This window comes from Spirosoma aerophilum (assembly GCF_054782495.1).
Map to the genome: position 1 here is coordinate 969,554 of NZ_BAAGSJ010000013.1, position 21,482 is coordinate 991,035.

The following is a 21,482-nucleotide window of genomic DNA, read 5'->3' on the forward strand; positions in this document are numbered from 1 at the left end:
GCCTGCCCAACAGCTCAATGGATTTGTCTTCCCGTTCCTTCCCATAGCAGTAAAGTTGAATTGCTTTCGGCGAATCAATGTTGACGTCCTTAAGCCAACCATTGAAAAAGGATTCAATTCACGGAGTGATTGGAGCTACCGGAGCATCGAAGATTACCTCCTTGTTTTGCTGAAAAAGACAATTCCATGCAGATATAAAATACCCGGTCCCGGCAAAAAAATATGAAAATTAACAGGAAGTATCCTGCTAAAAGCGTCAATCTTATTGAATTGTTAAAGCCTACGAAGACCTGAATCTTCACTAATCCAACCTGTACTTTAAAAGAAAACGATCAGATGAATCGAAGGATTTACAGATCAATGTGAAGGCGTATATTCTCTAAAGGAACCATCGGTATAAAAAATCAGGATGCGCTCAACTTTTTTGTCAGGATTTGGCGAGGATATACCGGTCGATTCGGATGGAGTTGGTGAAGGCTCCATGGGAACGGAAGCGCCCGGCATAGGCATGGTGATCGGTGGAATTTCATTTCGCTGGGTTCTGATGCCCGGCGATTGTGTAGGATATGAAACAGAAGATGGAGTTGTATTGAATCGGTCAGGCCGCTCGGGTACGGGTCGGGAAGTCGTACGATTTCCATAACCTGAAGATAGCGTTTGATTGCCAGACGGGCCGTCTTCCTCCATGATCCAGTCATAGCCCAGCTCTGGAAATCGTCGAATTATCTTTTGAATAATATCAAAACTAGGCCGGTTCCTGCCCGATAAAATATGGGAAATACTTGAGCGTTGAACCCCAATCTCATCGGCAAAATAAGAAGGTGTTAAATTCTTATCAATGAGGATCTGTTTAATTTTGTCATTTATGGACATCACATTCATAAGTTAAATAACGCATATATTACAAATATAAACAATTTAGCAATAAACATCTGTAATTTACAAAATAAAATAGCCACACAAGTAAATGTGTGGCTATGTAAATTAACAAAAGTAATATAAAAATGTAAATAATGAAATGGAGTTTAAATAATTACAATATTAAACAGAGACGTTATTTTCCCGAAGGGCATCATTCAATGACGTTTTAAGATCGGTCGATGCTTTTCGCTGGCCAATAATAATAGCACATGGAACATGGTATTCGCCCGCCGGGAACTGTTTAGCATAACTGCCGGGGATAACGACCGAGTTAGCAGGAACGAATCCCTTATACTCGATGGGTTCAGGACCAGTCACGTCAATTATTTTGGAAGACCCTGTAATTGTCACGCCGGCACCTAAAACGGCTCGTTTACCAATGTGAGCACCCTCTACAACAATGCAGCGTGAACCGATAAAAGCGCCATCTTCGATTATGACCGGTGCCGCCTGGGGTGGTTCAAGAACACCACCAATACCAACTCCCCCACTCAGGTGAACGTCTTTCCCAATTTGAGCACAGCTGCCAACAGTAGCCCAAGTGTCGACCATTGTTCGTTCATCTACATAAGCCCCAATATTTACATAAGATGGCATGAGAATAACACCGGGTGCCTGGTAAGAACCAAAGCGGGCAACTGCCGGTGGGACAGCACGAACTTTCGCTTCAGCAAAATTTGATTTGAGGGGTATCTTGTCGTTAAAGGTAAAAATACCGACCTCTTCAGTTTTCATTTGCTGACTTATGAAATAAAGAAGAATCGCTTTTTTAACCCATTCGTTAACGGTCCACTGTTCCGAGTCATTCGTAGGAGGAGTGGCAACACGCAGTTCTCCCCTATCTAATTGATTTATTACTTCTTTGATTAACTGTAAGGATTCTGGCTCAGCTAGCAACTCACGGTTAGCCCAGATTTCTTCGATTTTGTTTGTCATTTAAATAAAGTAAAAGTTTATAGATAATAACATAACTAATTGAATATAAGACTTTTAATATTTAAGACAAAATATTATATTGTTATACAACGATATTATATAATCTTCTTTTTTATTTTTTCAAAGGTAACACTTACAGGTGTATAGTTGAAATATAAAGTTCCAATTTATTTCAAAACACTAGCTGGCGGCTACAATCTCAGAATGGGCAAAAGGAGCCGGATGTCCGTTCTTGTAAGAACATGGCCAACAGGAGACAGCCTCTGACTTTAAAACGCTCTGGTCTGGATGTGTTAATTTGTCCGGTATCCCTTAAATACGAGCCAGATCTTAACATTGATCCTTTATAGATAGAGAGGTCGAACTACACCCTATTTCTTGGTTCTGTTTAAACGTCTTTAAGAAAATCTAGTGATGGCAGAAGATAACCAACTTAATTCTTCTTTATCCCAGTTTCGATTAGTAACGACACAAATATTGGGCCGTACTTTGGAGAGCTTAAATTATGTAGCATGTAATCTGATAAAACAATCGCTAAAGCAGGACCAAATAAGCGATAGATCCTTTCTACTGAGGTGTGCCAAATAGCTGTTATACAATTAGCCTATAATACCGGCTATGGAGGAGGAAAAATCAACAATACTAAGAACGATATGCTTTGGAGGGTTTTAAAGCCTAATAAGTTGAAATAAATAACTTCGTGCTAATGGTAATCTATTTATGCGGTAAATTCAGATAAGCGTGAAAGAATCGTAAAATGAATATTGTGGTTTATACTGCATACCTAACATCAAATACGATTACGACAAGTAATACTATATAGATACTATTGACACTGGAATTGGAGGCACTGAAAAAGTATTACTTCTAATAATTAATCATTTTAGCAAAACATTAAAGCCAATAACTGTAGAAAAACTCCGTCGTTTCTATGAAATATACTTCTCATTGAATCTGATTAATGATAAAAATATACTAAAAAAGGATGTTCATAATTAGATTAGTAAAAATCATTATTTACGCCACTCCTATTTAAAGGAAAAATTAGAATATTAGTAATAATAAATTCAATTAGCAAATATATTAGTAAATACTAACAAAATTTAGTATAAATTACTAATAATGCTAATAATAGTTAGTAAAATGCCTGCATAATGCTAAATTTTCAATCTTAATACTAACGTTTAGACACCCTCCCCTACTTTACTAAAATTCTTTACTAATTTTTATCGTAATGAAAAGGCTTATTTAATCCCTATATTTGTACCTGAAAACAAACCAATTTTCTCTGTTCATGGAAAAAATACGCGTTGCTATTAACGGCTTTGGCCGTATTGGGCGGTTATCGTTCAGACGACTACTAGAAAAGGAAAACATTGAAATAGTCGCCATCAATGACCTAACAGACAATGCGACACTAGCGCATCTGCTAAAATATGATTCGGTTCACGGTAAATTTTCCGGAACGGTAAGTTCGGATTCGGATAGTCTGACAGTTAATGGAGTCCGAATCAATGCATACGCTGAACGCGATCCCAAGAAATTGCCCTGGAGTGATTTAAAAGTAGATGTTGTCTTAGAATCTACAGGCCGTTTCGTTGATGAAGCCGGTGCGGGTATGCACCTGGAAGCTGGTGCCCGCAAAGTTGTAATCTCCGCCCCTGCTAAGGGAAATATTCCAACTGTTGTTTTGGGTGTTAATGATGATACGCTAACTGGCGAAGAAACGATCATCTCCAATGCCTCCTGTACGACGAACTGTCTGGCCCCGATGGCTAAAGTTCTGGATGATGTTTTTGGTATCGAAAAAGGATACATGACTACAATCCACGCGTACACGGCTGACCAGAATTTACAGGATGCTCCTCACTCCGACCTACGGAGAGCTCGCGCAGCTGCATTATCCATTGTACCGACCTCAACGGGTGCGGCTAAAGCTGTTGGCCTTGTTCTTCCTCAGTTAAAAGGTAAACTGGATGGCAACGCCATGCGTGTTCCAACGCCAGACGGCTCTTTAACAGACCTTACGGTTGTTTTAAAGCGGGAAGCTAGCATCCAGGAGATCAACGAAGCCATCAAAAAGGCTTCTGAAACTACACTGAATGGCATTCTTGAGTACAATACCGACGAAATCGTTTCAATTGATATCGTAGGTAATCCTCATTCCTGCATTTTCGATTCTAAATTGACGGCAGTCAATGGTACGCTGGCCAAAGTAGTAGGCTGGTATGATAATGAATTTGGTTATTCAAGCCGGGTGGCTGATTTGATAGCCAAGTTGTTTTAATGATGTAAATAGGATTCAATTTACAAAATGTATCTTAAATTCTATTTACGCTGTTAAACACTAATATTATAAATGTTAATTTACAAATGGGTGTGATTTTGTTAAATCACACCCATTTTGCATTGTAAATAGTTAATTGTAAATCCTTTGTCAAAAAACAGCTGTTCGTATTTTGTTTTAATACCTAGATGTATCTTATTCAACTCGGAATTATAAAGGTCAGTTGTATAATGTAAATCGCCCCCTTTGGCTTGTTTGACCTGCTCCAGACTATAGGCAAACAGTTCGGGATTATCAGTTTTCAAATGTAATGTGCCTCCTGAAACAAGAAGTGTTTGATAAATAGCCAGGAAACGAGGATGGGTTAACCGGTGTTTTTCCTGCTTCGGTCGGGGTTGTGGATCTGGAAAAGTAATCCATATTTCATTAACCTCCCCTTCCGTAAAAAATTCGGTAAGGAAATTAATATCCGTACGAAGAAAGGCAACATTCGCTAAGCCCATCGATTGAGCTGCTTTAGAACCACGAGCAATACGATCACCCTTAATATCAACACCAATAAAATTTACATCAGGAAATGCCTGCGCCAATCCAATGGTATACTCCCCTTTTCCACAAGCTAATTCCAGAACAATGGGCTTGTCGTTCCTAAAATATTCAGTACGCCATTGACCACGTATCGTTTTGTATAGTGGTTTACCATTTTCAATAACATTTAAACTTTCTGCATTTTGCAAAAAACGGTGGGTTTTTCTTCGAGTCACAGTTATAAATTTGTTAATTCGGCAATCGTGTAATTACTGCCAGTAATGAGAATAAGGTCGTCGGACGCGCCCTCTCCTAAAGCTGCCTGAAGGGCTGAATTAACATCAGTGAAAACCTCACCAAGCAAGCCAACTTCAGCGGCTTCCAGCTGCAATAGTTCAGCTGATAACGAACGGGGGGTATGCGCCTGACAGAAGTAATAAATAGCCTCCTTGGGGAACAAAGTAAGAATTTTACGTCTGTCTTTATCAGCTACCAAGCCCAGAATGATCCTAAGTTTTGTAAATTGGATCGATGATACCGTATCAAATAATACCGTTAAGCCTGCCTGATTATGGGCTGTATCAACGATTACCCGGGGCTTTTCGCTCAAGCGCTGAAAGCGGCCTTTTAAACCCGTCAACTGGGTTACAGAAGTTAATCCGGTTCGGATCGCATCAATAGAAAGTGGAAACTGGGATTGTAATACAGAAACAACAGCCAGAACGCCCGGCAGATTTTTGAGCTGATACCCGCCTACCAAATCAAGAGTGAAATGTTGAGGGGCGTCGGCTTCTCGTACAACCTCCACATCACGCCATCCTAAACGAATACCCAGGTCTTTAACTGAATATAATTGGTCCGCAAATTGGATGGGTGCCTTAAGGGATGAAGCCGTGGACCGAAATAAGGCTTCTGTTTCTGGATGCGTTTCACCGATAACAACTGGAATACCCGCTTTAATAATACCTGCTTTTTCATAGGCAATCTGGGCTAGCGTATCCCCCAGTATATCGGTATGATCGTAACTTATATTAGTTATCAGCGAAGTTTCCGGCTTAATGATATTCGTTGAATCGAGTCGACCACCAAGGCCTACCTCTATGATCGCCAGATCGACTGCCTGCCGGGCAAAAAAATCGAAGGCCAGGGCGACAGTAACTTCAAAAAATGAAGGCTCTATTTCCTCAATAAGCGCCTGGTGACGGGCAACAAAGGCCGCAACCTCCCCTTCAGGAATTGGCTGACCGCTGATACGGATACGCTCCGTAAATGACTTAAGGTGGGGAGAGGTGTATAGCCCAACCTGGTAGCCAGCTGACTGGTAAATGGCCGCCAGCATATGTGAGCTGCTTCCTTTGCCATTGGTCCCCCCAACATGAATACTTTTAAATTGATCCTGAGGATTACCAAGGGCTTCACATAATAACCGGATATTACCTAAACCAGGTTTAAGCGCTTTGGCCCCTATCCGATGGAAAACTGGGAGCCGACTGTACAGGTAGTCGATTGCTTCCGAATACTGCATTAATCTTTAGCCTTGATGATAAACGTAATGGTACCTGTTGCTGTTGGCGGAGTCGCTCCTCCTTTAGGGCGCAGCCGTAGCCGCTGAACAGCCTTTCGGTAAACTTCGCTCACCGAGGGGCTGACAGTGCTCTGCAACTGTTGAATTCGGGTTATTTCGCCTTCACCATCCACCGTAATTTTAAAGACGATCTTTCCGGTTTCGTCCGAATCATCATTCACACTGGGACGACTCGCCATGGACCAGCCGGATACATCAAAAGCAACACCAGAAGAAGAACCGCCCGGGGTGCCGTAAAACTCTTTGGCGTTAATTTTACCGTTCGGGTTGCCCTTGTCCCCAACACCATCGGCATCATCGCCGTTATTATTGCCTCCCGAACCGGAAGCTTTCCCCACGGTCCCATTAGAACCACCTCCCCCCGACGACTTTTTAAATAAGGCGTCATTATTGACCGTCTCTACTTTTTTGGTGGGTGCAGGAGGTGCCGGGCGTTCAACGGGAGCTGTGGCTTTTGGGGATTCAACCCGCTTTGGCTCGGGACGCTCGGGCGTGGTAACGGGACTTTCTGCCTTACTGGTTATAATTGGCTTCTCCGTTGCCGTTTTTGCAGGTTTAGCCTCCTCTACTTTTGGAGATGGCGTCACACGGGTCTTTACGAGTCGCGGGGTGGTATTTACTTTCGGATCCGGTCGTTTATCAGCCGCTTTCACATCAACAGGATTTGGAGAATCCGATGCTTTATTATACGTTTGAATACGACCACTACCCCGTGAATCGGTACCAAAGTTTACTTCGACAAATTCGATAGGCGGTGGATTGGGAACAGTTTGCGATAAGTTTACCAGCAATAACAGGGCAATTAGAATCCCGTTAATGATTAGGGCCCCGGCGAAAGACTTGACACGAATTTCGTCTTCGTTCTCAAAGGTTATACGGTTCATGCAGGCTTTTAGTTTTTCAAGCTTATAACGTCAATAAAAGCAGCTTCGTTTATGCCTGCCAGAAGAACAGGCAGCGAGTGATTAACAAAGTAACAGAAAATCCACGAGAGAAAGTCCATGACAACTCCTCAAGCTATGTTACCAACTGCTCCCATCCAATACTTTTATAGGAATAGGTAAGGCAACTTTTAGCTTCTTGTTTATCTTTGATTGACTGATTGAATTTTGAAGAAGACCGGTTATCTACTAAGCCCATTTACTATATACGTACTTTACATCATTTATGGAACAACTAATCGAGTTTTTTCAACGACTCGCCGATACAAGTGACTGGCCGCCCAGGTGGTATTGCGGACGTTGGACCGATTTTCACGGTTGGCTCTATATAGCTTCAGACGCTACCATTTGGCTGGCTTATATGGCAATACCGCTAATTCTGATCCGTTTTCTTATTGTCAAAAAAGGCGTTCCTTTATCCGGAGTTTTCTGGCTTTTTGGGGCCTTTATCTTGCTCTGTGGGCTCACACACCTGCTCGACGCTATGATGTTCTGGTGGCCTGCCTATCGGATCAATGCATTGATCCGTTTTATGACGGCGGGGGTGTCGGTTGCCACAGTAATTGCCCTGATACGCTATTTCAATGAGGCCGTTGGCTTGCGTACATCGAAAGAATATGATCGGGAACTTTCCTTTCGGCAACAGGCCATGCAGGAACTTTCCCGTTCGAATGAAGAACTTCAGCAATTTGCCTACATTGCTTCCCACGATTTACAATCACCTCTCAAAACAATCGTCAATTACCTCTCACTGCTCGAAAGCAAACACGCTGAAGCACTCGATAGCGATGCGCAACGTCTAATTGGGGTGTCGACGGCAGCCGCCGACCGGATGCGGGTGCTCATCAATGACCTACTCGATTTTTCACGGGTTGGTTCAGAACTACAATTCGTTGACGTTGATCTGAATACCGTCCTGAGCGAAATCCTTGAAGATCAACAGATGGAGATAAAAAGCACCGGGGCACTTGTTCAGGTGGGGCCAATGCCTACGCTGCTGGCTCATCGAACCGATCTGAAACAAGTTTTCCAGAACCTGATCACCAACGGACTCAAATACCGTCGGCCGGGGGTTGCTCCCAGCATTAGCATTCAGGCAAAAGACCAGGGAAGCCAATATCAGTTTTCGGTCAGCGACAATGGAATCGGTATTGAGAACCAGTATTATGATCGTGTCTTCCAAATTTTCCAGCGTTTGCATGGGCGAAATGAATACCCGGGTACCGGTATTGGTCTGGCCACCTGTAAAAAGGTAGTTGAAATATATGGCGGTAAAATATGGCTCGAAAGTAAACTTGGCGAGGGGACTACTTTCTTCGTTACCATTCCTAAAGTGATTAAAACTAGTCATCATTATGCCCAAACCCATTCATTGCATCCTTCTCATTGATGATGATCCCGATGATAATTTCCTGCACAAAATGGTCATTGAGGATTCGGGGCAGTGCGATTTCACCCGAATCGCCGAAGGGGGAAGGCAGGCACTCAAGTATTTGACAGACATTGATCATCCGGACTATATTCGACCGGACATTCTCATACTCGACATCAATATGCCGGGGATGAATGGTTTTGAATTTTTAGCCGAATATGAAAAGCTGGAACCATATTTAAAAAGCCGGTTAGTCGTTCTGATGCTAACGACGTCCCTCAATCCAGGGGATACTGCACAAGCTCAGCGGTGGGTTGATGTTAAAGCCTATCGGACCAAGCCCCTGACGAAGGCCATGATACAGGAAATGGTTAATTCGTACTTTTTATAATAAGCCGCTTTTCGGCGTTATTCTATGCCCGTTTTACAACCAATTGTCAATATTGCCGAACTTCTTTATCAACGTGGTATTACTGATGTCGTCATTTCACCCGGTTCCCGGTCTGCCCCGCTTACCCTGGCGGTAGCCCGTCACCCGAAACTTCGTACCCGCGTTATGGCCGATGAGCGATCGGCTTGTTTTGTAGCCCTGGGTATGGCGCAACAGAGTGGCAGACCTGTTGCTATCATCTGTACATCGGGAAGTGCCGTGTATAACCTGGCTCCGGCGGTTGTCGAAGCCTTTTTTGGGCAAACACCTCTCCTGCTCCTCACCGCTGACCGCCCTCATGAATGGCTCTATCAGCAGGATGGACAAACGATCAATCAGGTTGGGGTGTTTGGCACCCATGTGAAGCGGAGTTACGACCTTCCCGCCGATTATTCCCATGCCGACTCACGCTGGTTTATCGAACGATCAATACAGGAAGCCATTACGCTTAGCCAGCTTCATCCAGCGGGGCCCGTCCATGTGAATGTACCCCTCAGGGAGCCTTTCTACCCGGATACCAACGATGCATTTACGTACGAACCTGCCCGGCAGATAAATGTCTATCCGGCTCAACCTACACTCACAACGGAATCCTGGCACCGATTGCTCCAGGAATGGGAACAGAGTGAACGGACGCTTATCGCCATCGGTCAATTACCCTATAATCCAACATTGCTGACCCTTCTGCGAAAATTCAGTGAAGAACTGGGTATTCCGGTAATTGGGGAAATTGTAGGAAACATTCCAAAAAATGATCTCTTCATCACCCGTACCGATACATTCCTTTCCGGCATTGATGCAGAAACAGCCCGGTCGCTCAAACCCGACCTGCTGTTGACAATCGGTCATTCATTTTTAACACGAAACCTGAAAACGTATCTTCGGCAATATCCGGCCAATCGGCATTGGCATATTCATCCCTCCATCGACCGGATTAATGATTCACTCCAGAGTTTAACAGCGTTAATCCCGGCCGAACCGGTCGACTTCCTGAAAAAACTCTTCGACGATATCGACTACCAGCGATTTTTATCGGGCGACGAAGATGACGATGCGCATGCGTTTCTTCATAGCTGGCAGGCAATTGACCGAAAAGCTACGCGTCTTGTCGAAAAAACTCTTTCTAAACATACGGACGGTCAGACGACTCGCTTTACAGACTGGTCAGCGGTTCACCTGATTCTGGAAGAGCTACCCGAAAAATCGGTGCTTCATCTGGCGAATAGTATGCCGGTTCGTTATGCAAACCTTTGTGGCGTATCGGATCAACAACAAATCAGCGTGTGGGGTAACCGGGGGGTTAGTGGTATTGATGGTTGTTTGAGCACAGCCGTAGGAGCAGCCCTGATGACAGATCAACTGGTAACCCTGCTGATTGGTGATGTCGCTTTTTTTTATGATCGCAACGCCCTCTGGTCGGCACCAACTCCTCCTAATCTTCGTATCATTTTACTGAATAATGATAGCGGCCATATTTTTCGGATGATCGAGGGTCCGGGACGTCAGCCCGAACTCGAAACATTTTTTGAGACGCCCCATGGCTATACGGCACGCAACACCGCCGAAGACGCTAACCTGACTTATTCCGTTTGCGATTCGATAGAAAATCTCAGAATACTATTGCCCGACTTTTTTCAACCGGGTAACTCGGCTAAGCTGCTGGAACTAACAACCGATAAACGAGCCAATCAGGAACAGTTCGCTACCTATAAAGCCACAATACGCAGTCTGCACAGCCAAACATAATCAACAAAATTGATTCTAGCCTATACGGTTCAACTTCCGTTTTTCACCAGAAAATAAACTGACTGAAACCGGGTCAACCCGCCCCTATCAGTTTGTCAAAGAAAATGCTCGTTTAGGAATTTTATTGAACTATACCTGTAGTTATAGTTCAATACTTTTACAAGTATATATTTTACAGAACGCTACAACTCATTCAATTCATTAAAACAGTTTCTTTGTTTTTCTGTCTGTCAAGAAACCATGAAAAAGCATCTCATACCCCTCCTCACGGCTATCATCTTCGTGTTTACTCATTTCACTTGTGCGATCTACGGGCAGGTAATAACGCCCGGTCAGATTGACGCCGTTGTTGAACGAACGCGAACGACGTTCGATGTGCCGGGCATTGCCGTGGCCATCGTGAAAGACGGGAAGGTCATTCATGCCAAAGGGTATGGCATACGGTCATTAAAATCAGGGCAGAAAGTGGATGAAAACACCCGCTTCGGGATTGCCTCCAACAGCAAAGCGTTCACCGCTGCCGCACTTGGTATATTGATGGATGAGGGAAAGCTAACCTGGGATGATAAAGTGATCAAGTACATCCCGGAGTTTCGGATGTATAATGATTACGTAACGGAGGAGTTCACCATTCGGGACTTGCTCACGCACCGCAGTGGCCTCGGTCTGGGTGCCGGGGACCTGATGTTCTGGCCCGATTCGAGCACCTTTACCATCAAAGACGTAATCCATAATTTACGGTATCTAAAACCAGTTTCCGGTTTCCGGACCAAATATGATTACGATAATCTGCTGTACATGGTGGCCGGTGAAATCATCGAACGGGTGAGCGGACAAAGCTGGGAAGCCTTTGTTGAGGACCGTATAATGAAACCTCTGGGTATGCTCCATAGCGCAGGCACATACAGTCGTTTGACAGATAAAGTTAATGTGATCGATGCCCATGCCCCCGTAAACGGGACTGTTCAGGTAATTAGCCGGGATATGTTCCGTTTTGGCAATTCGGCAGGGGGTATCAATTCCAGTGTCTCGGATATGAGCAAATGGGTTATTGCACAACTGAACAAGGGTAAGTTTGGCGAAAACCTCAACAAACAACTGTTCAGCGAGAAAGTCCATGCCGACATGTGGAGTGCGCAAACCATTTTACCGGTTAGCCCTACCCCAACGCCCCCTTACCATACTCATTTCTCTGCCTACGGACTGGGCTGGGGACTCAGCGATGTGAAGGGGTATAAACAGGTAACTCATACCGGTGGACTGGCTGGAATGGTTACGCAGGTGACGCTGATTCCTGAACTCCAGTTGGGCATTATCGTGTTCACCAACCAACAAGTCGGGGCCGCTTTCAGCGCCATTACCAATACCATTAAAGACAGCTATTTAGGGCTTCCCCCAACCGACTGGATAACCGTCTATCACGAACGGGTAAAAGCGGGCCTGGCCGAAGCGGAAAAAATCACCAGGGAAACCTGGGATACAATCGAGAAAGTGCAGAAAACCAGCCCTGCCAAATTTGATCAATCCATGTTTACCGGAACCTACCGGGACAATTGGTTTGGGGATGTTCAGATTACACAAAAAGACGGTACCCTCTGGTTTCACGCTGTTCGTTCGCCGAAGCTGACGGGCCAGATGTATGCTTATAAAAACAATACATTTATTGTAAAGTGGAACAACCGAAGCTTCGACGCCGACGCATACGTTAATTTTCACCTCAACAGCAGCGGAAAGCCAACCTCTATTGATATGAAACCAATTTCTCCCCTTACCGATTTTAGCTTCGACTTTCAGGATCTGAACTTGGTGCGAGTAACGAACTGATCGGAGTTAACCTACCGACAATGGGTAGCCCGTTCACGTTTAGCCAGGGCATCACCGGCGGTTTCGCCCCGTTGCCAGGCCTCGCAAGCTTTGTCATTATGCCCTAGTGCGGCCTCGGCGGTACCGATGTAATAATAAAGTTGGTCTACCGAAGAGTTTAGGGTTTCTGCCTGGCGAAATTCAACCAGTGCCTTATCATACTGTTTCTGATTTAAATAATAAAGACCGAGCGTTTGGTGCGCCCAGGCATTCCGGTCGTCACGCTGGAGTGATTCCTGAATGAGTGGTAAAGCATCGCTCGGTTGGTTTAGTTTCAGCAATAAGAATGCTTTGTTATTCAGGTAATAGGGTTGACGGGGTTGAATAGCCAGGGCCCGCTCTACATACTTGAGTGCTTCTGCATAATTGCCATCGTGAGCCAGTAATAAACTCTGGTTGTTCAGGGCTGCATCCTGTTTAGGATTTAATTGCAGGGCTTGCTGAATATCCTGCTTTGCCTGGTCATACATTTTTTGGTTATAATATAGAGCCGCGCGATTCGTCAATGCCTCCACATTTTTGGCATCGAGTTGTAAAGCCCGGTCGTAAGCAGCCTGTGCCGGAGCCAGCTTATTCAATTGCACATACGCATCGCCCAACCGGGTCTGGTAGAACGTTGAATCCCGGTATTGCTTTTCGATCCGCTGTAGATCAGCCACACTGCCTGCAGCATCCCCCGTTTCTAAAAGAACTTCAGCCCGATTAAAATAGGCAGTACCGAAATCAGGGTCCAGTTCAATGGCACGGGTATAATCGATTAATGCTCCTTCCCGGTCATCGTTGCGAAATTTGGCCAACCCCCTGTTATTATAGGCATCGGCAAAGTCTGGTTTTTTGGTAAGTGATTCCGAATAAAAACGGATGGCTTCTTTATATTCGCGTTTCTGAAGCTGAACATTACCTCTCAGAAAAAACTGAGCCGCTTCTTCCGTGTTCGTGTCCCCACAACTTTCCAGCGAAACAGATAATAGACAACCAAAGAATACCCAAGTCAGGTATTGATACTGGGAGTTACTTACCTTTAACACCTTTAATAGTCTTTTCAATAAATTATTCATTCAGTATACATTATCTAAGAACGTTAACATGCGATTTGTTCAGGATATTCCCCATCCCCAGTTTCGAATAGGTTTGTATGCCTGGAATGGCAAATATATTGTCAAAATTGACGCTGGACCGTATGAGCAAACCTATAAGGTTAGTGAAATGGACCTCATCGACCCCGAAAACGTCCCTAAACTGCTGGATGAATCGTTTCTAAGCCGGGTCGCACTCCGCTTTCAGGAGATGGATTCGGACTGGCAGGCAACGGGTGATCGGAATGACATCTTTTAAATACATTCTTTCCCATACGCCGGTTTCGATCCGTCTGTTTAAAGCAAGGCGAAGCACTTTAATGATGCCGTTTTGCTGGTCACTTCAACCATCCGCAAACAAAAAAAACGAAGAAGCCGCGAAGCCTGACACTTGAGCCTGATGGTTTTGTGCATAGTGTGCCAGACATTGACCGGATTAATTTTCGACTCAGAAAGAGGCTGGTCTACGGTTAAATGTCGGTCTACCAAATAGATAGCAAAGCAGAAAGAAAAATAGCGGAACAACGACTTTCCAATAATCTGCCACGAAATCGCTGGACATATAATCATCGACCGACGAATCATATAAAGCGCTCAGGTTATCTCCGGGCTTTAGGGCAGTAAAGTCATCCTCGCTGATGGGAATGACCCGCTCCTTTTGCTGATGCACAATCGTCGCCCGATAGTCATACCAATGTGCTTTTGAGCTTCGTCCCTGTGAAATCCGATCGGTATTTACGACGCGTACCTTAACTTCTTTCCCCTCATGTTTCAGATGGTTGTAATACCTAATGTAGGCCCAGACATCATACGAAAAGAAAACACCACCCAGCAACAGCACAAAGACAAACAATAAACGAGCCATATTTGACAGAAGAGAAATAGGTATTACAGATACGATCACCCCGGAAATAAAGAAAAATGAAGCTGTCGTCAGCAGCAGGCATAAGAACAACAATCGATGAAGATTAGTAAAATCACGAATCGACGTCCAGTCGATTAACCTGGACGTCCGGGTTGATCGGTCAAATTTTACTTCCGAGTCCGGTTGGCGAAGTTTATCGTAGCCCGCATGGTACAACATGGCGACCCGATCGCCGTTCCCTACGTAGGTACTATCCATCACATATCGGCTAGTGTACGTCTTTCCAGCATAGGTTATGGTAAGATAGGCGCTATTGGCCAATATGTCACGCCATGATCGCTGGGTATGATCAGCTTCGGATACGCGTACAGACACAAGTTTGCCTTCCTTCACAAATTCGCTCTGCAGCACTGACTCCTGGTAATACTGCCAGCTTACCCAGGTTGACACCCCCAGAATGACCGCGACAATCAGTGAAATAAGGAAATTGTACATACGGCTGATCACCGCAAAAAAATTTTGGAGCATCAGGAAATTGGCTACAGGAAATGTAATATACACGGCTGAAGAGGACCTTCGGCAAGCCACTTCGTAAACGGTACGATTTTAGGTTGTGTAAAAGCTAGGTGTCAAATTTCCATAACCTGTTATTATCCACCATAACGATATGTTGGGCATAGGACGAACTAACTCAGCCGTAAAAACACTTATACTTGCATAGAAAATAAGACGCCGGGAGAAACCGGCGTTTAGTTTTAATAGATTAGTTGATAAAATCTATAGACTATAAGCTTTCACTATGTCTATCCAATTGACCGACCAAGTTAGCCAGGCCGCCCGGCGCGACATTCTGGACTTAGAGCAGAAAATCAGTTCTTTTCGCTCGGGCGATATAGCCGATGAGGCTTTCCGCAAATTCCGGCTCACTCGGGGTGTATATAGCCAGAGGCAACCTGGGGTGCAGATGATTCGTATCAAGCTGCCGCACGGCCGCATTACAGCCGATCAACTGGTGCGCATTGCCGACTTATCGGATAAATACGCCACGGGAAATCTGCATGCCACAACCCGTCAGGACATTCAGCTGCACTTTGTCAAACTAGCCGATTCTCCTCAGCTCTGGGCCGACCTGGAAGATGCCGGTATTACATTGAAGGAAGCCTGTGGCAACACGGTTCGGAACGTGACGGGTTCTGCCCGGGCGGGTATCGATCCGCTGGAGCCGTTCGATATTACAGCCCACGCCTATCATATTTTTGACTACTTCCTGCGGAACCCTATTTGCCAGGATATGGGTCGGAAATTCAAGATTTCGCTTTCATCGAGTGAAAAGGATTCGGCCTATGGCTACATGCATGATGTCGGCCTGATAGCCCGGGTGCAGGATGGCAAGCGTGGTTTTAAGGTGATGTTGGGCGGTGGCCTGGGTGCCCAGCCGTTCTCGGCTCAAACCGCCTTTGAATTTTTAGAAGAGGAGCGCGTCATTCCGTTTATTGAAGGGGTGATTCGGGTGTTTGACCGGTACGGCGAACGCCAGAAACGTCATAAAGCCCGGATGAAATATCTCCTCAACGACATCGGCCTGGAGGAGCTGTTGCACCGGGTAGAGGAAGAAACGCCTGCCCTTAAAAATAAACTCGTCACGGTAAACGAAGCGACGGCCTTCAGTAATGAGACCTACGCTGACCGGCCTGAAGTAAGTGGCTTTCAACTGAACACTGACAACGCAAAGCTAAAAACCTGGTTCAAAACCAATGTTTTTGAGCAGAAACAAGCGGGCTGGTATGCCGTTCAGCTGCGCGTATTACTGGGTGACATGCACTCTGACACCGCTCGCGCACTGGCACAAATTGTGAAACAATACGCGGCTGATGATATTCGTGTGACGGTGAACCAAGGCTATCTGCTGCGTTTTATCCGGCCGGAAGATCTACCTGCCGTTTTCGACGCCCTCGACGCCTTGGGTCTGGCCAATCCGGGTTTCGATACTACCGCCGACATTACGACCTGCCCCGGCACGGATACCTGCAACCTGGCCATTTCCAGCAGTTACGGCATCACCCGGGCGCTGGAGACGATGATGCACGAGGAATTCCCGGATCTGGTGTTTAATGATGACATCAAAATAAAGATTTCGGGTTGTATGAACGGTTGCGGCCAGCACTCGGTAGCAAACATCGGGTACCACGGCTCCTCGCTCAAGAATGGAGCCTATGTACTACCCGCCCTGCAGGTGTTGCTGGGTGGCGGTTTCAACGGTAAAGGCGAAGGTCTGATTGCGGATAAAGTGATCAAGATTCCAGCCAAACGCGGTCCACATTCGCTTCGGGCCTTACTTCGCGATTTTGAAGCCAATGCATTCGATGGCGAATACTACAGTGATTATTACGCTCGCCAGGGGAAAAACTATTTTTATCAGTTACTGAAACCCCTTGCCGATCTGAAAACACTGGTCGACAGTGATTACATAGACTGGGATCATACAGAACAGTATGTAACGGAAGTAGGGGTTGGCGAGTGCGCGAGTGTGCTGATCGATCTGGTGGCCACGACTTTAACCGAGGCTACTGAGAAATTAGGCTGGGCGCGGGAAGCCCTGGCCGATGGTCGTTGGGCCGATGCCCTCTATCACGCGTACAATGTATTTATTACGGGTGCCCGCGCGGCCCTGATGAGTCGTGATGTACCAACCAATACGCAACACGGAATTGTCAGCGATTTTGATAAGACCTTTGCGGGCAGTCCGGCAATCGGAGCGTATAGTTTCCACGAAGCCGAGGGCGATTTCAAGACGCTGGTGTTCAGCATAAATAAACAAGAACCCTCCGAAGCCTTTGCGCTACAGTTCGTTGCCCAGGCCGATTCGTTCCTGCAGACCGTACAGGCTTTCCGAAATCAACAGATTGATCAGGATGGCACTCCGGAACTCCAGGAGCTAACCCAGGCACAGGATAGTTAAACTATGTATGCTGTATGGTATATGTTATCGTATACCATACAGCTTTTCCTATACATCAGTATGAAATTGACACTAGTAGGAGCCGGGCCGGGCGATCCGGATTTAATAACGGTAAAGGGCATTAAGGCATTGCAACAGGCCGACGTGGTCATGTATGACGCGCTGGTGCATCCCGAGCTTCTTGATTACTGCCGTCCTGATACCCTGAAGGTGTACGTTGGAAAACGGCGGGGTGCCTACTCCTGCATGCAGGAAGACATCAACCCACTTATTGTCCATTATGCGCAGCAGTATGGTCACGTGGTTCGGCTGAAAGGTGGTGACTCCTTTGTTTTTGGGCGCGGCTATGAAGAAATTGATTTCGCCCGGCAGCATGGTATTGAGACGCACGTCATTCCTGGTCTTTCAAGTTCCTATGCTGTACCGGCCTCGGCCAATATCCCCCTAACCACCCGGGGTGTTTCTGAAAGTTTCTGGGTAGTAACGGGGACGACAAAAGCGGGGCAGCTTTCCAATGATCTGCAGCTGGCGGCTCAGTCGACAGCCACGGTAGTTATCCTGATGGGTATGCACAAACTTGCTGAAATCATGGCCGTTTTTACCCGGTTCGGCAAAGAACAAACGCCCGTTGCTATCATTCAAAATGGAACCCTGGCCGAACAGCAGCTTGTTACGGGTCGCGTTCAGAACATTTTTGAAAAAGTAACTGAATCCGGTATAGGCAACCCCGCCATTATCGTCGTGGGCGACGTTGCCGGTCTTTCTTTGACCGAGATTCAAACGGCACAAGCCCTAACAGAAAAGACGCTCATTGAATAATGAACGTCTTTTCTGTTAGGTAAATTAGTGTTCAATGCGTGCTTACGGGCAAAGCGTTTATTTTTTAAACACCCGATACAGTCTCCCCTGGTCGGTAACGGCATACAGAGCGCCATCTTTACCCTGGGTTATGTCGCGAAAACGCTGATAATCATTTGACAGCAAGCGTTCTTCCCCTACTACTTTACCATCTTTAATAACAAGCCTGAGGATGTGCATGCCGCTCAGCGCGCCAATAAACAGGTTATTCTTCCACTCAGGAATGGCATCGCTGTTGTAGAACGTCATACCGCTTGGCGACACCACAGGATCCCAGTAATAGACGGGTTGTTCGTATCCCTCTTTTTGTTGAATACCCTCCCCTACTTTTTCGCCACTGTACTCGATACCGTATGTAATGGTGGGCCAGCCGTAGTTTTTACCGGGTTTGATATGATTCAGTTCATCGCCCCCTCTTGGGCCAAATTCACCCTCCCACAAATCGCCCGTTACAGGATCGATGGCCAGACTTTGTACGTTGCGATGGCCATAGGAGTATAACTCCGGGCGGGCGCCGGCCTGACCTGCAAACGGATTGCCAGGAGCGGGTTTACCCTCTTTCGTAATCCGAATCACTTTTCCCAGCCCAGAAGTAAGCGACTGAGCCTGTGGGCGGGTTACTTTGTCCGACCGCTCACCTGTGCTTATCAGCAGATTACCATCGCTGGCGACCAGAATCCGCCCACCGTAATGAAGGTTTCCTTTATAGGCCGGTGTGGCGCGATAAATAACCATTGCCCCCTCGATCTTCTTCTCATCAGCCGATAGTTTACCTTTAGCTACCGCCGTAAGATTACCTTCTGCGCTGGGTTCCGAGAAAACCCAGTAGACCATCCGGTTCGTCTCAAACGCAGGATCGACTCGAATGCCTAACAAACCGCCCTGACCCGATGGATTGACTTTGGGAATGCCCGTAATCGCGTCGCTCACCTTACCAGCGGTGGTGACAATCCGCATCGTTCCTTCTTTTTCAGTAATGAGCAGGCGCCCATCCGGAAGGCTGGTAATGCCCCATGGACTTTTCAAGGCTTCGGTTAACACTTTACCCTCATAGGGAGTTGACGACTGTATACCTGCTATTCTGGTCTGGCCCGGAAAGGCCGGACGGTAACTGGGTGAATTAGGTTCTTTTGTTTCTACCGGCGAAAGGCTGGCTGTCTGAGCCATCGTCAGTTGGCTGAAAGAAGCCAGCAACAGCGATGTACCGGTAATGATTGAAGGTAATCGGGTCTTCATTTTAAGTGGTTATTTAGCTTTGAAACGCAAATTCAGTGTCAAAGATACATGCACTTATCGGTCTAATCCATATCATTGACTCTGCATGTCGGCATGGGTCCAGCAAACAGAATTAGAAGGGTTCCCGGTGCATGCCAGAACAAAACTATCCGGTATGCATGACCTATATATAGAATACTGCGGTAAGCTGGCGACCTTGCCGGAACCCATCTACTGATTTTCGTTTTTTTCACCGCGTCATTGACTATGCAGGGGTTATTTATAGAATATATTTTTCTCATCCTGATTATATTGGGACTGGTCATGCTGGCCAACAAGCTCCGGCTGGCCTATCCGATCGTTCTGGTGGTAGGTGGGCTGGCACTCAGCTTTACAGACGAGTTTTCATCGATCACCATCGACCCTGACCTGGTTTTCTTTATATTCCTGCCTCCTCTGCTGTTTGAGGCTGCCTGGCAAACATCCTGGAAAGAATTCTGGAAATGGCGACGCGTCATCACTAGTTTCGCTTTCCCCATCGTGATTCTTACTTCCTGCATAATTGCCGTAGTTTCACATGCCCTGATTCCGGGTTTTACCCTAGCATTGGGTTTCCTGCTGGGTGGGATCATCTCTCCGCCCGATGCCATTTCGGCGACAACAATTATGCGGCAGGTCAACGTACCCAAGTCGCTGGTGAGTATTGCTGAAGGCGAAAGTTTGCTCAACGACGCTTCCTCGTTAATTGTCTTTCGCTTTGCGTTAGCTGCGGTCATTACGGGTCATTTCAACTTTCAGGAAGCCGCCACCAGTTTCGGTTTGGTGGTTATAATGGGTATCGGCGTCGGCCTGTTGATCGGGGTCCTTTTTTATGCCATCATTCGCTGGCTACCCACCACACCCAGTATCGAAATCGTGCTCACACTGGTAACGCCATATTGCATGTATTACGGTGCCGAGCACTTGCACTACTCGGGGGTGCTGACAGTGGTCAGTGGCGGGCTGCTGCTGTCCAACAAGCGACAAAGTATGCTGTCCTATCAAAGCCGGATACAGGGCGTAAACGTTTGGACCAATATCGTTTTTGTGATGAATGGGCTGGTCTTTTTGCTCATTGGTCTTCAATTGCCGCCGGTCGTTGCCCAACTGGGAACGGTTAGCATCAGTAGTGCCATTGGCTATGGGCTGGCCATTTCGCTGGTACTGATACTGACCAGGCTCATCTGTACCTACGGCGCTGCGCTCTTTACCCGTTTCGCCAGCCGGTTCATTACGGTGGCCGACCCCAACCCTGATTGGCGGGGGCCACTCATTCTGGGTTGGGCCGGCATGCGGGGTGTTGTTTCACTGGCCGCTGCCCTGTCCATACCGTTGATTCTCAAGGCCGGTCAGCCCTTTCCTCACCGCAACCTGATTTTATTTATTACATTCATTGTCATTCTGGTGACCCTGGTCTTTCAGGGATTAACCTTGCCCTGGTTGATAAAAAGAGTAGACGTTAAAGCGTTAGCGAGTGCGATTCCGGAACAAAAACAGGAATTGCTTATTCAAAAGGCTATTTCCCAGACCTCCCTTGCGTTCTTAGAAAAGAATGAATCTCCCAACGAACATATCGCCAACCTCCACGAACGATTTACGATCGATCTACGCCTGATCAATCAGGAACTGTCCGAAACGAATGCCAAACGCACGAATGCCATTGTAACATTTCAACATACATACCTGGACTTGCTTCAGCAGCAGCGAGGTAAATTGATGGAAATGAATCACAAAATGGAGTTAGACGAAGAATTAATTCGAAAATACCTTTCGTTAGTGGACCTGGAGGAATTTAAAATTCGGGAAAAACTGGTACAGGAAACCGAAACGAAGTGAGTAGTAAACTAGACCTGTCATCCCA

Annotated in this window: 17 protein-coding genes; 9 read left to right on the forward strand and 8 right to left on the reverse strand. The window is 46.2% G+C overall.

What is annotated here, in order from left to right; translation table 11 throughout:
- Positions 1-357: 357 nt before the first annotated feature.
- Together ACYVK4_RS15485 and ACYVK4_RS15490 are read right to left on the reverse strand one after the other, a co-directional pair.
- Positions 358-882, reverse strand: a complete 525-nt coding sequence (locus ACYVK4_RS15485) for a helix-turn-helix transcriptional regulator (RefSeq protein ID WP_461128427.1) — start codon at positions 880-882, stop codon at positions 358-360.
- 159 nt (positions 883-1,041) lie between these two features.
- Positions 1,042-1,857, reverse strand: coding sequence for a 2,3,4,5-tetrahydropyridine-2,6-dicarboxylate N-succinyltransferase (locus ACYVK4_RS15490; protein WP_461128428.1), 816 nt, complete (start codon positions 1,855-1,857; stop codon positions 1,042-1,044).
- Between the two features lie 1,294 nt (positions 1,858-3,151).
- Here ACYVK4_RS15490 and gap point away from each other — a divergent pair.
- A complete protein-coding gene (gap, locus tag ACYVK4_RS15495; RefSeq protein ID WP_461128429.1) occupies positions 3,152-4,144 on the forward strand; it encodes a type I glyceraldehyde-3-phosphate dehydrogenase in 993 nt (330 codons plus the stop codon).
- 101 nt (positions 4,145-4,245) lie between these two features.
- Here gap and trmB read toward each other — a convergent pair whose 3' ends face one another.
- From trmB to ACYVK4_RS15510, 3 genes are read right to left on the reverse strand one after another with little or no spacing between them, the layout of a single operon-like run.
- Complete coding sequence (gene trmB / locus ACYVK4_RS15500; RefSeq protein ID WP_461128430.1) at positions 4,246-4,908, reverse strand: tRNA (guanosine(46)-N7)-methyltransferase TrmB; 663 nt, start codon at positions 4,906-4,908, stop codon at positions 4,246-4,248.
- Between the two features lie 2 nt (positions 4,909-4,910).
- Positions 4,911-6,197 (reverse strand): bifunctional folylpolyglutamate synthase/dihydrofolate synthase, encoded by a 1,287-nt coding sequence (locus ACYVK4_RS15505; protein ID WP_461128431.1) that lies wholly within the window; start codon positions 6,195-6,197, stop codon positions 4,911-4,913.
- The gene (locus ACYVK4_RS15510) at positions 6,197-7,141 is read right to left on the reverse strand and encodes an energy transducer TonB (RefSeq protein WP_461128432.1); all 945 of its coding nucleotides are present in this window, start codon (positions 7,139-7,141) and stop codon (positions 6,197-6,199) included. Before ACYVK4_RS15510 ends, ACYVK4_RS15505 begins: the two co-directional genes overlap by 1 nt.
- Positions 7,142-7,424: 283 nt before the next feature.
- Here ACYVK4_RS15510 and ACYVK4_RS15515 point away from each other — a divergent pair, with 283 nt between their 5' ends.
- From ACYVK4_RS15515 to ACYVK4_RS15530, 4 genes are all read left to right on the forward strand, one after another.
- A complete protein-coding gene (locus ACYVK4_RS15515; protein WP_461128433.1) occupies positions 7,425-8,588 on the forward strand; it encodes a sensor histidine kinase in 1,164 nt (387 codons plus the stop codon).
- Positions 8,554-8,961 carry a response regulator gene (locus tag ACYVK4_RS15520; protein ID WP_461128434.1) on the forward strand — a complete coding sequence of 136 codons (408 nt, stop codon included), beginning with the start codon at positions 8,554-8,556 and terminating at the stop codon, positions 8,959-8,961. Before ACYVK4_RS15515 ends, ACYVK4_RS15520 begins: the two co-directional genes overlap by 35 nt.
- Positions 8,962-8,985: 24 nt before the next feature.
- Positions 8,986-10,746: a 2-succinyl-5-enolpyruvyl-6-hydroxy-3-cyclohexene-1-carboxylic-acid synthase gene (menD, locus tag ACYVK4_RS15525; RefSeq protein ID WP_461128435.1), complete on the forward strand. Its 1,761-nt coding sequence runs from the start codon at positions 8,986-8,988 to the stop codon at positions 10,744-10,746.
- A 240-nt stretch (positions 10,747-10,986) separates the two neighbouring features.
- On the forward strand, positions 10,987-12,570 hold the full coding sequence (locus ACYVK4_RS15530) for a serine hydrolase (protein WP_461128436.1): 1,584 nt from the start codon (positions 10,987-10,989) through the stop codon (positions 12,568-12,570).
- 11 nt (positions 12,571-12,581) lie between these two features.
- On the opposite strand, the gene ACYVK4_RS15535 is transcribed toward ACYVK4_RS15530, so the two are convergent.
- Positions 12,582-13,667 carry a tetratricopeptide repeat protein gene (locus ACYVK4_RS15535; protein ID WP_461128437.1) on the reverse strand — a complete coding sequence of 362 codons (1,086 nt, stop codon included), beginning with the start codon at positions 13,665-13,667 and terminating at the stop codon, positions 12,582-12,584.
- Between the two features lie 28 nt (positions 13,668-13,695).
- Between ACYVK4_RS15535 and ACYVK4_RS15540 the strand changes: the two genes are divergently transcribed.
- Positions 13,696-13,944: a hypothetical protein gene (locus ACYVK4_RS15540; RefSeq protein ID WP_461128438.1), complete on the forward strand. Its 249-nt coding sequence runs from the start codon at positions 13,696-13,698 to the stop codon at positions 13,942-13,944.
- Positions 13,945-14,133: 189 nt separating this feature from the next.
- Here the strand turns inward: ACYVK4_RS15540 and ACYVK4_RS15545 are convergent, their stop codons facing one another.
- On the reverse strand, positions 14,134-15,078 hold the full coding sequence (locus ACYVK4_RS15545; protein WP_461128439.1) for a hypothetical protein: 945 nt from the start codon (positions 15,076-15,078) through the stop codon (positions 14,134-14,136).
- A gap of 271 nt (positions 15,079-15,349) precedes the next feature.
- Here ACYVK4_RS15545 and ACYVK4_RS15550 point away from each other — a divergent pair, with 271 nt between their 5' ends.
- Entirely contained in the window at positions 15,350-17,509 is a 2,160-nt protein-coding gene (locus ACYVK4_RS15550) for a nitrite reductase (RefSeq protein WP_461128440.1), read from the forward strand.
- A 60-nt stretch (positions 17,510-17,569) separates the two neighbouring features.
- On the forward strand, positions 17,570-18,328 hold the full coding sequence (gene cobA, locus ACYVK4_RS15555) for a uroporphyrinogen-III C-methyltransferase (RefSeq protein WP_461128441.1): 759 nt from the start codon (positions 17,570-17,572) through the stop codon (positions 18,326-18,328).
- A 57-nt stretch (positions 18,329-18,385) separates the two neighbouring features.
- Here the strand turns inward: cobA and ACYVK4_RS15560 are convergent, their stop codons facing one another.
- Positions 18,386-19,603: a PQQ-dependent sugar dehydrogenase gene (locus ACYVK4_RS15560; RefSeq protein WP_461128442.1), complete on the reverse strand. Its 1,218-nt coding sequence runs from the start codon at positions 19,601-19,603 to the stop codon at positions 18,386-18,388.
- Positions 19,604-19,849: 246 nt separating this feature from the next.
- Here ACYVK4_RS15560 and ACYVK4_RS15565 point away from each other — a divergent pair, with 246 nt between their 5' ends.
- Positions 19,850-21,457 carry a Na+/H+ antiporter gene (locus tag ACYVK4_RS15565; RefSeq protein ID WP_461128443.1) on the forward strand — a complete coding sequence of 536 codons (1,608 nt, stop codon included), beginning with the start codon at positions 19,850-19,852 and terminating at the stop codon, positions 21,455-21,457.
- Positions 21,458-21,482 lie beyond the last annotated feature (25 nt).

Bases quoted from the DNA above. Each gene is read 5' to 3' on its own strand.
- ACYVK4_RS15485 (WP_461128427.1), bottom strand. From the start codon at position 882: ATGAATGTGATGTCCATAAATGACAAAATTAAACAGATCCTCATTGAT.
- ACYVK4_RS15490 (WP_461128428.1), bottom strand. From the start codon at position 1,857: ATGACAAACAAAATCGAAGAAATCTGGGCTAACCGTGAGTTGCTAGCT.
- gap (WP_461128429.1), top strand. From the start codon at position 3,152: ATGGAAAAAATACGCGTTGCTATTAACGGCTTTGGCCGTATTGGGCGG.
- ACYVK4_RS15505 (WP_461128431.1), bottom strand. From the start codon at position 6,197: ATGCAGTATTCGGAAGCAATCGACTACCTGTACAGTCGGCTCCCAGTT.
- ACYVK4_RS15510 (WP_461128432.1), bottom strand. From the start codon at position 7,141: ATGAACCGTATAACCTTTGAGAACGAAGACGAAATTCGTGTCAAGTCT.
- ACYVK4_RS15515 (WP_461128433.1), top strand. From the start codon at position 7,425: ATGGAACAACTAATCGAGTTTTTTCAACGACTCGCCGATACAAGTGAC.
- ACYVK4_RS15520 (WP_461128434.1), top strand. From the start codon at position 8,554: ATGCCCAAACCCATTCATTGCATCCTTCTCATTGATGATGATCCCGAT.
- menD (WP_461128435.1), top strand. From the start codon at position 8,986: ATGCCCGTTTTACAACCAATTGTCAATATTGCCGAACTTCTTTATCAA.
- ACYVK4_RS15530 (WP_461128436.1), top strand. From the start codon at position 10,987: ATGAAAAAGCATCTCATACCCCTCCTCACGGCTATCATCTTCGTGTTT.
- ACYVK4_RS15535 (WP_461128437.1), bottom strand. From the start codon at position 13,667: ATGAATAATTTATTGAAAAGACTATTAAAGGTGTTAAAGGTAAGTAAC.
- ACYVK4_RS15540 (WP_461128438.1), top strand. From the start codon at position 13,696: ATGCGATTTGTTCAGGATATTCCCCATCCCCAGTTTCGAATAGGTTTG.
- ACYVK4_RS15545 (WP_461128439.1), bottom strand. From the start codon at position 15,078: ATGCTCCAAAATTTTTTTGCGGTGATCAGCCGTATGTACAATTTCCTT.
- ACYVK4_RS15550 (WP_461128440.1), top strand. From the start codon at position 15,350: ATGTCTATCCAATTGACCGACCAAGTTAGCCAGGCCGCCCGGCGCGAC.
- cobA (WP_461128441.1), top strand. From the start codon at position 17,570: ATGAAATTGACACTAGTAGGAGCCGGGCCGGGCGATCCGGATTTAATA.
- ACYVK4_RS15560 (WP_461128442.1), bottom strand. From the start codon at position 19,603: ATGAAGACCCGATTACCTTCAATCATTACCGGTACATCGCTGTTGCTG.
- ACYVK4_RS15565 (WP_461128443.1), top strand. From the start codon at position 19,850: ATGCAGGGGTTATTTATAGAATATATTTTTCTCATCCTGATTATATTG.